This window comes from Leucobacter fengyongliangi (assembly GCF_050971685.1).
In the GTDB taxonomy this organism is placed as follows: Bacteria; Actinomycetota; Actinomycetes; order Actinomycetales; family Microbacteriaceae; genus Leucobacter.
In genome coordinates this window covers 103,842-117,239 of sequence record NZ_JBPCEU010000004.1, presented here as the reverse complement: position 1 = coordinate 117,239, position 13,398 = coordinate 103,842, and the positions used below count along the sequence as shown (strand labels likewise).

General features: G+C 64.6%; 10 protein-coding genes. 6 read left to right on the top strand and 4 right to left on the bottom strand.

The features are described 5' to 3' along the window. Positions 1–6: 6 nt before the first annotated feature. The 6 genes from ACR0R4_RS04465 to ACR0R4_RS04440 all read left to right on the top strand — a co-directional run bounded on the left by ACR0R4_RS04465 (position 7) and on the right by ACR0R4_RS04440 (position 7,572). Complete coding sequence (locus ACR0R4_RS04465; protein WP_433646154.1) at positions 7–1,431, top strand: tyrosine-protein kinase domain-containing protein; 1,425 nt, start codon at positions 7–9, stop codon at positions 1,429–1,431. A gap of 71 nt (positions 1,432–1,502) precedes the next feature. Beyond that, positions 1,503–2,420, top strand: a complete 918-nt coding sequence (locus ACR0R4_RS04460) for a hypothetical protein (RefSeq protein WP_433646153.1) — start codon at positions 1,503–1,505, stop codon at positions 2,418–2,420. Then, a complete protein-coding gene (locus ACR0R4_RS04455) occupies positions 2,408–3,880 on the top strand; it encodes a sugar transferase (protein WP_433646152.1) in 1,473 nt (490 codons plus the stop codon). The genes ACR0R4_RS04460 and ACR0R4_RS04455 overlap by 13 nt, the downstream gene beginning before the upstream one ends. A gap of 200 nt (positions 3,881–4,080) precedes the next feature. Then, entirely contained in the window at positions 4,081–4,665 is a 585-nt protein-coding gene (locus tag ACR0R4_RS04450) for a hypothetical protein (protein WP_433646151.1), read from the top strand. A gap of 172 nt (positions 4,666–4,837) precedes the next feature. Continuing rightward, positions 4,838–5,581: a Fic family protein gene (locus ACR0R4_RS04445; RefSeq protein WP_433646150.1), complete on the top strand. Its 744-nt coding sequence runs from the start codon at positions 4,838–4,840 to the stop codon at positions 5,579–5,581. A 128-nt stretch (positions 5,582–5,709) separates the two neighbouring features. After that, positions 5,710–7,572 (top strand): HNH endonuclease signature motif containing protein, encoded by a 1,863-nt coding sequence (locus tag ACR0R4_RS04440; RefSeq protein WP_433646149.1) that lies wholly within the window; start codon positions 5,710–5,712, stop codon positions 7,570–7,572. Here the strand turns inward: ACR0R4_RS04440 and ACR0R4_RS04435 are convergent. Genes ACR0R4_RS04435 through ACR0R4_RS04420 form a run of 4 tightly spaced genes read right to left on the bottom strand, consistent with a single transcriptional unit; the run spans position 7,569 to position 13,397 of the window. Then, on the bottom strand, positions 7,569–8,708 hold the full coding sequence (locus ACR0R4_RS04435) for a C45 family autoproteolytic acyltransferase/hydrolase (RefSeq protein WP_433646148.1): 1,140 nt from the start codon (positions 8,706–8,708) through the stop codon (positions 7,569–7,571). The two genes, ACR0R4_RS04440 and ACR0R4_RS04435, sit on opposite strands and share 4 nt — an antisense overlap. Then, a complete protein-coding gene (locus tag ACR0R4_RS04430) occupies positions 8,705–9,535 on the bottom strand; it encodes a polysaccharide deacetylase family protein (RefSeq protein WP_433646147.1) in 831 nt (276 codons plus the stop codon). The genes ACR0R4_RS04435 and ACR0R4_RS04430 overlap by 4 nt, the downstream gene beginning before the upstream one ends. Positions 9,536–9,564: 29 nt before the next feature. Continuing rightward, positions 9,565–11,265, bottom strand: a complete 1,701-nt coding sequence (locus ACR0R4_RS04425; protein ID WP_433646146.1) for a hydantoinase B/oxoprolinase family protein — start codon at positions 11,263–11,265, stop codon at positions 9,565–9,567. After that, on the bottom strand, positions 11,262–13,397 hold the full coding sequence (locus tag ACR0R4_RS04420; protein WP_433646145.1) for a hydantoinase/oxoprolinase family protein: 2,136 nt from the start codon (positions 13,395–13,397) through the stop codon (positions 11,262–11,264). The genes ACR0R4_RS04425 and ACR0R4_RS04420 overlap by 4 nt, the downstream gene beginning before the upstream one ends. Position 13,398 lies beyond the last annotated feature (1 nt).

The window sequence follows — 13,398 nt, the reverse complement described above, 5'->3', positions numbered from 1 at the left end:
GCACGCATGGAACTGCGTGACTACATTCGCGTGCTGCGCAAAAACTGGCTGCTCATCGTGGTGATCACACTGATCGGTGTGGGGGCGGCTGCGGCATTCTCGCTCACCCGTACCCCGCTCTACGAATCGACCAGCAAGGTCTTCGTCTCGGCGCAGGGCACCTCGTCGGTGGCCGAGCTGCAGCAGGGCAACACCTTTACGCAGGCCCGCGTCTCGACCTACGTCAGTCTCGTCTCGACACAGACGGTGCTCGTGCCCGTGATCGGCGAGCTTGAGCTCAACACCAGCAGCGAAGAGCTGGCAGAGAAGGTCAGCGCGTCGGCCGCGTTGAACACCCTGATCATCAACATCACCGTTTCGGATTCCGACCCGGTGCTCGCCGCCGAACTGGCCGACGCGATCGCCGAGAGCCTCACCGCGACGGTCGAGGCCATCGAGCGCCCGGCGGGCGCGGAGGTGTCGCCGGTGCGGCTCACGCAGGTGCAGCAGGCGCAGGTGGCGAGTGCCCCGGCCAGCCCCAACGTGCCGGTGAACCTCGCGCTCGGCCTGCTTGTCGGCCTTGCGCTGAGTGTCGGCATCGCGGTGCTGCGCGAGGTGCTCGACACCCGCGTGCGCAACGAGCGCGATGTGCGCGAGCTCACCGAGTCACCGATTCTCGGCGGCATCGCCTTCGACCCGAAGACGAAGGATCGCCCGCTCATCGTGCAAGAGGATCCGCGGTCGCCGCGCGCTGAATCGTTCCGGGCGCTGCGCACCAACCTGCAGTTCATTGATCTTGACGGCCGCAAGAGCTTCGTCGTGACCAGCTCGATCCAGTCGGAGGGCAAGTCGACCACCGCCGCGAACCTCGCGATCGCGATGGCCGACGCGGGCCTCAGGGTCATGCTCGTCGACGCCGACATGCGTCGGCCCAAGCTGGCCTCGTACCTCGCGCTCGAGGGTGGAGCGGGCCTCTCCGACGTGCTCGCCGGGCGTGCGCAGCTCGCCGATGTCGTGCAGCGCTGGGGGCGGCAGACGCTCTACGTGCTGCTCGCCGGCACAGTGCCCCCGAACCCCAGCGAGCTGCTGGGTTCGAAGGCCATGAGCCAACTCATCGGCGATCTTGAGAGCGCGTTCGACGTGGTGCTGTTCGACATGCCGCCGCTGCTGCCCGTCACCGACGCCGCCGTCGTGGCGAAGGCGGCCGGTGGCGCGATCGTGGTGGTGGCCGTGGGCCGCACCACCCGGCATCAGTTGGAGGGCGCGATCGACAGCCTCGATCAGGCCGGTGCGAAGGTCGCGGGGCTTGTGCTCTCGATGATTCCGACCAAGGGGCCCGACTCCTACGGCTACGGCCGCTACGGGTACGGTCACTACGGGTACGGGTACACCGCGGCCGCCGAGCCGAAGGGCCGCCGGGGGCGCCGAAGCAAGGCACCGGCGTCGTCGTAACGCTGTCTACTGCACCAACACACTGACTGCGCACACACAAACTGCACGAACACACTGGGGGAGGGGCTGCAATGGGGCGAGCACGCGCGCAATTTGCGCTGAAGCCGCTGCTCACGTGGGCAGGCGTGGTGGTGCTCGCCGTCGTGGTCTTCGCCCTCGTAATGGCCTCCTTGCAGCTGGGCGCTGCCGCCGGCGAGCAGCCGGAGCGTCGCCCGGTGGATCTGGCCGCCGAGCTGGTCGACCCCGAACCCGTGCCCACGGAGGCGCCACCCGCGCTTCCTGAACTCACCCCCTCGCTGGCATCGCTTAGCCTCGCCGACGAGACGGTGCTGTGGCGGGCCGCCCCGGCCACCTGCACCGTTGGGGCGGCTGCGGCCACCCCGGTGGTGATGGAGCGTTCAGACGATGCGCAGACCTGGGCTGCCGTCACCCCCGCAGGCATCTACGTGCGCGAGGTGCTGTGGCTGCAGGCAATCAACGCCGCCACCGCCGAGGCCGTCGTGCGCGTGGGCTCCGAGTGCGAGACGCAGGTGCTGCGCACCTTCACCGGTGGCGACTTCTGGCAGGCGTACCCGGCATCGATCACCGGCGCCGCCGCGGTCGATGAGGCAGCCGGCGCATTGCGCACCCCGACCGCCGAACTGCCCCTGCCCTGCGAGGCTCCCGCGCGGGCGGTAGCCGGGGCACCCGCCGCGGCCCCCGTCGTCGTGTGCGCAGATCAGGTCGCCCAGTGGATCGCCGGCGTCTGGCAACCCATCGCCCTCGCGAACGTGGTCGCGGCCTCGGCTACCGCTGACGGGGCCCTCGTCACCGCACGCGAAGCCGTGGCGGAGTGCGACGGCGTGCTGCTGCAGCAGTGGGGTGCGGACGGCGCGAACACCGCGCAGCTCTGCACCCCCGGCAGTGGGGTGCTCGCGGTGCAGGCCGCGGGATCCACCGTATGGATCTGGACTGCTGCCGGAGTCGAGAAGGTGACATGGAACTCGTAACGGAACCGCAAGCTGCACTGACCCCGACCAGGCTGGATTGGCGTGTGCGCTACGCGAGAAACATGGCCCTTACGGACGTGCTCGTACTCATCTGGGTGGTCTTTGGGACTCAGATCGTATGGTTTGGTATCGGCGCTGCTGATGTAGCGATCCGCGAGGACAGTCGACTCTCAACGGTGTCATATTGGGTTTTTTCTTCGCTGCTCATCGTCGTATGGTCGATGGCGCTCGGCCTTTATGACACCCGCGACCATCGTGTCATCGGTGCGGGCGCAGACGAATATAAGCGCATCTTCCAAGCAAGTCTGAGATTATTTGGATCTATCGCGATTCTCGCATTCCTGTTTCGAATTGACGTGGCCCGAGGTTACCTGCTCATCGCGCTTCCCATCGGAGTGTGCGCGCTGTGGGCCTCCCGGTGGCTGTGGCGCCAGTGGCTCAGCGCCCAGCGCGAGGTCGGTTCGTACAGCGCGCGGGTGCTGCTGGTGGGGCGATCCACCTCGGTGCTGCGCGTCGCCCGCGACCTCGCGCGCAACCCGTACGCCGGATACTGGGTTGTGGGGGCCTGCGTGCCCTCTGGGGCGCACGATGACCTCGAGGAGCTCGGGGTGCCCATCTGGCGCTCCGTCGATGACGTGCAGACCGCGATGGCCATCACTGGTGCCGACACGGTCGCAGTGACAGGGGCCGAGGAGTTGCCCGCCGAGAAGGTGCGCGAGATCAGCTGGGGGCTCGAGTCGGGGCGTCAGCATCTTGTTGTAGCGCCAGCAATCACCGATGTGGGCGGGCCCCGCATCAGTACCCGACCCGTCGCTGGGTTGCCTTTGATTCATGTTGAAACCCCACGTTTTTCGCGGGCGGGCAGAATTAGTAAGCGATCGATGGATCTACTTTTCACTGGTTTGATCATTGTTCTTGCCTCACCGATTTTGCTCGGCACCGCGATTGCAGTTCGTGTGAGCTCGCCTGGGCCAGTGTTTTTTCGGCAGGAGCGGGTTGGATATCAGGGGAATTCCTTCACCATGCTGAAGTTTCGCTCTATGCGCGTCGGTGCTGATGCCGAGCTCGCGAAGCTTCTAGAGGAGCAAGGCACGAGTCAAACTCCTCTCTTCAAAGTGAAGAACGATCCACGGATCACGCCTATCGGAAAGTTCATTCGGAAGTATTCGCTTGACGAATTGCCGCAACTCTTTAACGTCTTTGGTGGCTCAATGAGTCTCGTCGGGCCTCGTCCGCAGGTGTCGGCGGAGGTTGCGCTGTATTCAGATGCGGCGCGTAGACGGCTGCTCGCCCGCCCGGGTATCACCGGTCTGTGGCAGGTAAGCGGTCGTTCAAACCTCACGTGGGAGGAGTCCGTGCGTCTTGACCTGTATTACGTTGAAAACTGGTCACTTGTTGGCGATTTGGCGATTCTTTGGAAAACCGCGAAAGCGGTGCTAACGAGCGACGGATCCTACTGATTTCGTCGGTTTGTGTGGATTGTTTCGGGTGATTTCGTTGTTTCGTGATCCTTCAAGCGCGGGACATGCCCCGATTTTTACGCGATGTTAACCTACGTGACTCGCAATGTTGGACGAAGTCAACTACGTTGGAGCTATGTGTTTAATGTGACCGAGAGACGCTTCAGCGTATTCTCAGTCAAAACGGGGGGAAAGAATCAATGAAGACTTCACGCATTCGGAAAGTAGTCGCTGGCTTCGCGCTGGCCGTGGCCGCACTTGTCGCCGTGCCCGCCGCCGCTATGGCTGTTGACACCTACCCGCCGGCCCCGTCCGACGGCTACACGGGTCAGACCGTGGTCGCGCCGGGCGGCACCACTACTATTACTTTCGGGGCAACCCTCTTTACGCCCGGTGAAACCGTGACCTTCTTCCTCACCGGCGAGAACGCCGCGGGTGCCACTCTTGCGAGTTTCCGCACCGTGGTGAACAACTCCCCGTCGATCAACAAGGTTGCTGGCGCAAGCGGCACTCCCGTGGCGGTCACGCTGCCGGCCAATGCGTCGGGCACCTACTCGCTCAACGCAAGCTCCCCCTCGAAGGGCACCGTATCCGTTGCCATCTCCGTGGGCAGCGCTGGCGCAGGTGGCGCTGCTGCAGGCGGCGCTGGCACCGGCCTTGCAACGACCGGTGCAGCGGGCGACCAGCTCCTCTGGGCATGGGTTGCCGGCGGCGCACTCGCATTCGTCGGTGGCGGCGTGCTCGTCGCGAGCGCGGTGCGCAAGCAGCGCAAGCTCGCAGAGTAACGCTCCGCTTTCTCTCCTTCAAGCCGCCGTGCAGCCTTCTGGTTGTGCGGCGGTTTTGTTTGTGTGCGGTGTGTTGTGTGCGAAGGCAAAGTATGTCGGTTGAGCTACTCACCTGATCCACTGCCAATTAAGAGGAAAGATAGACTGGAAGCCGAAGCTGGGAGGGCGAATCATGCGTCGCGATGAGGAGTACCCCATTGAGTCTGAGTGCTTTGCTCAGGCACTCCGGGAGCAGCGCGCGATGCGGCTCAAGGGTGGGCTCTATCATCTGAACCAGGTGCTGATGGCTTACAACACCAACCGCATCGAAGGCAGTCTGCTCGACGAGGATCAGACGCGCTACATCTACGAAACCCGCACTGTGACCGGCGATGCTGTGCGGGTCGACGATGTGGTCGAAACGATGAACAGTTTTGAACTTTTTGACGTGATGATCGACAGCTACGACGCGGCTATTACCGCTGAGACTCTGAAGAACTATCACCGCATACTCAAGACGGGCACCGCTCACGCACGCGCTGACTGGTTCGCTGTGGGGGACTGGAAACGTGTCGCGAACGTGGTCGGTGGGATGCGCACCACGCCCCCCGAACATGTCGCGCTGGCGGTGGAGGCGCTACTTGAACGAACTCCGCCACCCGGGCAAATGACGTTTGCCGAGATCTGCGATTTTCATCACGCCTTCGAAGCGATCCACCCGTTTCAAGACGGCAACGGGCGGGTTGGGCGGATCGTGATGTTTCAGCAGTGCTTGCAGAACGGTGTGATGCCGTTCATCGTGCTCGATGCCCAGAAGGAGTTCTATTATCGCGGCCTCGCCGAGTATGCGAACGAGCCGGGTTTCCTGCGTGAGACGTTTCGGTCGTTTCAGGATGCGTACTACGAGCGCTTCGCGGAGTTGGTGCCAGGGGTGTAGCCGGGCTGCTGCTTGGATCTCAGCTCCGGTCGTTATGCAAGGTGCGCAGTAAAGACGTGGTGGAAATTTTGGGCCCAAATTGACGCTCGCGGGTCGTGCATGTCGGTGGCGCCTGGTTGACTGTACATATGTTCGAAGAAACCCTCATTCGCGACGAAGCTGGGTCCGCTGGCACTGCCGGTTCGGTGCCCGGTGCGGGTGACGCGCGGGCCTCGCGGGTGCGGTTCGTTGCCTCGGGTGAGGCCCCGCGGGGTGCCGGTGCCGGTGCCACGGATGGTGCCGGTGTCGCGACTGGTACCAGTGAGGCCGCCTCGGGTGGTGCTGGTGCTGGCTTGGCGCCGGGTGGTATTTCAGGCGAGGGGTCTGGTGCGCGTGCGAGTGCGGGCAGCGGTGGGCGGGGGAGGGCTGGCGGGCCTGGTCTGATCCACGATTACGATCTGGTGTTGCTCGCCGGGTACCGTGACGATTGGGTCGCGGCGACGAAGCGGAAGGCCGAGGCGGAGGCTGATCAGGCGCGGGCGCTCGCGAAGATCGTGGCACTGTCGCAGCATGTGCGCGAGGAGGTGGCGCCGGGGGCTTCGGATACGCACGATGTGGTGTTGCGATCTTTCGTGGCGGAGTGCGCGACCCGGGTGCAGGTGAGTGACCGTGCGTTGCTTGAGCAGTGCTCGCAAGCGTGGAATCTCGCGACCCGGTTCCCGACCGTGTTGACGGCGTTGGGGGTGGGGCAGGTCACCACGGCGCATGTGCGCGCGATCGTCGCGGCGGGGGCGCAGCTGCCGGGCGGGGCCGAGGGCGCCACAGTGCGGGCCGGGTTTGAGGCGCGGGCGCTGGAGCTCGCGGGCGAGCTCACCCCGGGGAGGTTGCGCACGAAGTTGCGGCAGGTCGCAGAATCGCTCAACCCGGTGTCGCTCGACGTGCGCCACGAGGCGGCGGTGGCGTGCCGTCGGGTGTGGGTGCGGGAGCTGGAAGACGGGATGGCGGAGGTCGGGGCGGAGGTCTCGGCGGTGCTGGCGTATGGCATTTTGGATCGTCTGACGCAGGGTGCACGCGCCACGAAGCGTGCGATCGGTGCGACGGGGGCCGCGGATCCTGATGTGGATGTGCGGGGAGTGGATCAGCTTCGCGCCGACATCTTCGCTGATCTGCTGCTGACGGGTGTGACCGGGAGCCCGTGTGAGATCGACGCGGAGCGGTGTGCTGGCCTCGCCGGCGATGACGAATCTGGTGCGGGTGCTGGCGGTAGTGCTGGGGGTTGCGGTGCGGGTCACGGTGCTGCTGGTGCTGGTGCAGGCGATGCTGATGCTGATGCTGGTCCTGGTCCTGGTCCTGGTGCGGGTGCTGGTCGTGTTTGGCGGGCTCCGACGCATCGGGCCGGGATCTTGGGTGTTGCCCCGACGATCACGGTGTTGCTTCCCACCGGGGAGCACGCTGAGCATGCGACCTTGTCGGGGTATGGGCCGATCGACGCGGTCACCGCGAGGCAGCTTTCCGCGGTCGCGCCGGGCTGGAACCGTGTGGGCCTCAACGAAGACGGCGGGGTGACGAGCACCGACCGGTATCGGCTCACGGAAGCGATGCGGCGCACGCTCGAGGCCCGAGACCAGCACTGCCGGTTCCCGGGGTGTCGAATGCCGACCCACTTCTGCGATGTTGACCACACGGTGGAGTGGATGAACGGTGGGAAGACCAGCCTCGAGAATCAGGCTTTCATGTGCAAACGCCACCACGCGCTGAAACATCCTGACTTGCTGGACACGGCACGCTGGTCGGTGCGGCAAGAATCGTGTGGCACACTGATCTGGACGAGCCCGCTCGGGGTGGATCATCCCGACCGCCCCGAGTACGCCTATGCCGGGCCACCGTCACCACCGTCGTCATCTCAGCCACCGCCGTCACCTCAGCCACCTCAGCCACCCCCGCCACCCCCGCCACCGCCGCCACCGGCGCCGGGCCAGGGGAGAAGTGCGCCAACCGATAGTCCCGCTTAGGTTGCAGCGAGCAACTCCGAATAGTCAAGTTGATCCCATCCAGAACTGCACGGCGTACCCTGTGCGACCTCGAGCGCGCGTGATTTTGGGTGCAAGACCACCGACGAGAGCGTGGCCCAACGGCTCCGCGGGTCCGCCGCCACATCGGGGTGACAGCAGATTGAGTTCGGGAAGTCGCTGTGATCACTCAGCGCGCGCTGAATCTCCGTGGGTGAGAGACGCTCGTGCTGATCCACCGCGCGGCGCAGCCGGCCATACCTCACGAAGCTGTCGGGCATCGCAAGCGCCGCGAGATCCGCGCCCCCCGGAACCGGGTCAAGAAAATGATTTGTGTGCACCAGCGCGCCCGAAAGACTCACCTGAGGCGAGATATTCTCGGCTGCTCCCGGAGACGTCTCGATGTTGAGCACAGCCCCCGTCGCCGTCGCAAGCATAAAATTACCCCCGGTCGCGCGAGGAACGCTCGCAAGCATCTCAACAGCCGCCGACACGTGAGGCGCATCAGTAAGCATACGAATCAACACATGAAACGGAAGCCCGGTTGGCGTGCCATCGCGCGTTGACGCGAGGGTCGTAATGCCCATCGCGACCCCGTGCGCATTCATGCTCATTTTGGCGAGTAGCCCCGCCTCAACCAGCGTCACATAGTTGGGCCCGTCCTCTCGCTCGACTTCGAGCAGGATCACTCCGGGTCCGAGCGCCTCAAGCCAGTCCCAGTTCTGAGCCACCAGGGGCTGCCCGGTCGACGTGCGATCTCCCTCCAACGCCATCGCACTGCACTCCCCAAGCAGCGGCATCGCAGGGTACGCGCTTCCGGCCTTGATGCTCGCGTGCGTGCGAACCGTCGCTGCGTACAAGATTTCTGACCGGCAATTCAGCGTGAGAATCTCGTCAAAGCTCAGACCGCTGCCCGCGGCGATTCCCTCCATCTCGCCCCGCAGATGGCTCGCGTGCGCGTCAATGAACGGAAGAAACTGGCGCGCGAAATCAACCGCGTGCTCCCAGCTCGTCCCCTTCGCGGCAAACGCATGCTCGTACCCGGCACGAATGTGCAGAATCTGTTCGCGCGCCAATCGTCCGTACTGTTCACTGCGTTCCGCGGAGGATCCACTGATACGAATGCGGGGGAATGTCACGCCGTTCCTCCTTGCCACCGACGCAGGGCGATCGGGCCGTTGGCGCGAGCATGCGCGGCCACCTCGCGAGTCGTCGCGATCCAAGCCCCCTGCTGCTTGAGATAAGTGAGTACCTCATCGAGCATCGCCAGGCGCGAGGGCCGCCCGATGAGCATGGGGTGCATGGTGAGCATCACGTGACCACCAATCTGTGCAATGCCATCAATCTCGGGCAGCCACACCTCCAGCACCTCTCGGGTCGAACGCATGGTCTTCTCCCAGGTATCATTCGCGAACCAGAAGTGGGGTGCGTCATCGAGTATCCACGACACGGGCACTTCGATGAGGTCGTGCTGAGCGTGGCGATAGGGCACCAGATCATCAAGCAGGTTCGAGCTGTAATCGAACCCGGCCTCCTGCAAGAGATCAAGTGTGTCATCGGTGAACTCCCACGAGGGCGAGCGGTACCCCACGACCTCAGCACCGAGTTGACGCAGAGCAGCCAAGCCCGATTCGAGTTCGGCTCGCTCTTCCCCCGACGCAAGCGCTGTGGGCGATCGGTGTGAGTGACCATGATGCGCTACCTCGTGCCCGGCAGCGATGATGCTGCGCACCGCACCGGGATGCCGCAGGGCGTCCTTCCCCGGTACAAAGAACGTTGCGCGAATCTCATGGTGCGCCAACAAATCGAGAATCAGCGGAACTCCCACCTTCGCCCCGTAGGCACCCTGCGAGAGCACGCCCGGGGCGTTTGCGTGCGCCGGGTTCTCGCCGATCCACACCTCTTCGGCATCGAAATCGAAGCTGATGGTTGCCGCGAACGGTCGGTTCTCGGGCCACGCACTCATCGGTTCCTCCTCGGCGTGCAGTTCCAGACTCACGATGCGTGGATCCGCTCTTCGCGCATATCCCACTTCACGAGCTCAGGCTCGCGCTGGGCGTGGTCGCCAAACCCGCCGCCGCCCGCGGTCTCCACCCGCACAATCGTGCCGGGCTCGAGAATGCGAGAGGCCTTCATGGGGGTGTCCAGCTCCTCCCCGTCTGGCCCGATCACCGTGATGATGGTCGCCGCAGCGCGGCTGCCGCCTGACGCACCCTCGGGGGCGAAGCGCGCGTCAGTCTGCTCGGAATAGAACGTGACGTGCTGCGGATGCGCGAGGATTTCATACTCGCGCACCAGGCCGAGCCCGCCATTGAACGCACCGAGCCCCTGCGAACCCGCCCGAAACTCAGTCTTTCTGATGCGAATGTTGTAGTTCGTCTCGACCACCTCGGTGGGCATCACCCCTACGTTCGACATGTAGGTGTCGACCCCATCCAGCCCGTCGCTCCACGCGTTGGCACCCGTGCCGCCGCCCACGACATCGGCCATGACCGAGGGGATCCCGGTCGACGGGTTGGTGGATCCCGCGTTGAAACAGAAGAAACTCACTGTGCTCGACGCCACCGCGCGATCTGGCCAGATTGCATACATCGCACGAATGAGCGTGTCGGCCAAACGCTGGCAGCTGTTGTGACGAATCGACACTGCAGCCGGAGGAATCGGATTCACCACAGTGCCCTCGGGCGCGGTGATGTCAAGCACCCGCAGCAGGCCATCATTTGAGCCGAGCCCCGGCGCCACCACGCAGCGCACCGCATACACCAACGCCGCGCGAGCGCTCGCCCACGGAATGTTCATCGCGCCGGCGGTCTGCCGGTCGGAACCCGACAGATCGATGTGGAGCCGATCGCCGCGCTTCTCGATGCGTGCGTGCACGCGCGTGGGGGCACCGCCCCGGCCATCATCATCGAGCGCCCCCTCGGCCTCGCCCACACCGTCGGGCAGGCCCTGCAAGAGCTTGGCCACCGCGGTCTCAACAACATCGAGCATCCGCTGCATGATCTGCAACAACTGCGCGGTGCCATACAGCCGGGCAAGTTCGTGCACGCGCTCCTCGCCCAGCTTGCACGAGGCCCGCTGAGCCCGCAGATCGCTGAGCGTGCTCAGGGGATCACGGAAGTTTTCGGTGAGCAGATCCACCAGTTCTTCGTTCTCAACCCCGGCGACCGACAGACGGAGTGGGGGAATGATGACTCCCTCGCCGTAGATCTCGGTCAGTTCAGGCCCCTCGCTGCCAGGGTTCACGCCGCCGACGTCGATGTGGTGGGCGGCAGTTCCCGCCCAAGCGATGAGTTCGCCATCGACCATGATCGGCGTCACAATGTTCACGTCGGGCAGGTGCATCGCGCCCTGATACGGGTGGTTGCAGATAAACGCGTCGTTCTCGTTGATGCGTCCCTCCCAGCGGCGCAGCACCGACTTCACCACCAGCGACATCGCCCCGAGCTGCGCGGGGATGTAGTCGGCTTGGGCGACAAGTTCGCCCGTCGCAGTGAAGATCGCGCACGAAAAATCATCCATATCGCGAATGATGGGGCTGTAGCTCGAGCGTTTCAGCACGCTGCCCATCTCTTCGGCGGCGGACTGCAACGCAGCGGAGGCGACCTCGAAGGTCACCGTACCGATGCTCGGTGCGTGTTCACTCGGTGCGTGTTCACTCGGTGCGTGTTCACTCGGTGCGGTGGTGGCGTTCATGCTGCGTTCCCGTTCTGACGTGCGTCGGTGATGAGGAGATCTCGGGTGCTCAGCACGCGCACGTGCTGCTCGGGCAAAATCACGGTCGTGGCATCCATCTGCTGAATAATTGCGGGGCCCTCAAACTCACACCCCACCGGCAGGCTTGCGCGGTCAATGATCGGCGTGTCGATCCACCCGAAGTCATCGAGCAGCACCCGTCGGGTGCTGAGCACCGCGTCACCCGGCAAGGAAGCTCGGGGTACTTCGGTGAGTGTCTCGCGGTCGCGATCAATGGCCCCCGTAGATGCGAGCCTGATGGTCACGATCTCAACCGGTTCATCAGTGTTGCTGTGGCCGTACCGTTCCTCATGCGCAGCGTGGAACCGTTCGGAGACCGTGTGCAGGGTCTCGGGTGTCCAATCGGGCAGCGTGATGCCGAGCTCGAAGCCCTGGCCGCGGTATCGGCAGTCCAACGAGGCCTCGGTGCGGATCTGCTCGGGCGAAATGCCATCTGCGGCGAACTGTTCGAGGGACTCGGCCGAGCTGAGATCCAGCCACTCGGCGATCTCTGTCGCGCTCTCCTCCGACACGGTGCGCAGGATCGTCTGCGACCGGTCGATGCGGAGGCCGGCAACGAGCAAGCCATCGGCAGAAAAGAGCCCGGGCCGCAGCGGCACAATCACGTTCTTGAGCGCCAGGTGGCGCAAGATGAGTCCGGCGTGCAGGGGGCCTGCGCCCCCGAACGGCACGAGGCAGAATTCTCGTGGATCGAGCCCTCGCTCAACGCTCACCTTGCGCACGGCGCGAATCATGTGGGCCAGCCCGATCGCGATGATCGCCTGTGCACCCTCCTCCACGCTCATGCCCAGCGGATCCGCAATCCGTTTCACCGCGGCCACCGCAAGCTCGCGATCAATCGTGAGGCCATCGGCGAGCTCTCCAGCGCCGAGGGTACCGAGTACCGTGTGCGCATCCGTGATCGTGGGCTCGACACCGCCACGCCCGTAGCACGCGGGCCCGGGCACCGCCTTTGCGGACGCGGGGCCAACCTTCAGGCTGCCCGCAGGATCGAGCCAGGCGATGCTGCCGCCACCGGCTCCAATTGTGTGAATGTCGACGGTCGGGGCGAGCAGGGTGTGATCCTGAATCTCTTGTGTCGTAATGAACGGAATCGTCGCTCCCCGCAACAAACACACATCGGTGGACGTGCCGCCCATATCGAGGCTGATCAGGTTGGGCTCTGCGAGCGTTTCGGCGAGCGATTGGAGGCCGGCGACGCCCCCTGCCGGGCCCGAGAGCACCAGCTTGTGGGCCTCAGCGCCAGCGCGCATCGCAGGCACGCTGCCGCCGTTGGATTGCATCACGAGCAAGGGGGCAGCCACTCCGGCATCTCGCAACGCATTGCTCGCATTGTTGAGGTAGGTCTCAACAATGGGGCGCAGCGCTGCGTTGATGGCGACCGTCGCGGTTCGGGGATACTCCCGGAACTCACGGGCAATTTCAGAAGACAGCGTCACCGGACGATCAGGGAACGCGTCTCGGATTGCGGCCCCGACCTGCCGTTCGTGGGAATCGTTCAGATAGCTGAAGAGGAATGACACCGCGATCGCATCGGGGTCAGCGACGCGAAGCTGCGCGATGACCGCGTCGATGTCTGCCTCGCTGGGGGAGATGAGAACCTCGCCCGCAGAGTTCAGACGCTCGGTGATCTCAAAGCGCAGGCCACGAGGGACGAGGTCGGAAGGCCGCTTCGGCGTCAAGCTGTAAACGTCGGGGCGGTTGGACTGGCGATACCCCAGTACATCCCGGAAGCCAGCCGTGGTCACGAGGGCAGCGCGAGCCAGGCTGCCTGTGAGGGTGGCGTTCGTGGCGACGGTCGTGCCGTGACACACGAGATTCACATCGGCGAGACGTACACCGGCTGCTGCGAGTTCTCGCACCGCGTGTGTCAGCCCGGTCGACGGATCCTCAGGCGTGGAGGCGACCTTCGCCTCACGGATCTCACCGTGCGAACTGCGCGCGATCGCATCGGTGAACGTGCCGCCGGTGTCAATACTGATCGTCCACCGGGCTCCGGCGGGTGTGCTGGCGGCTCCTGCAGCATGGTCGGGTGCGGCTTCGGACGGTGAAATCGTATTCGGTTCAGTCATC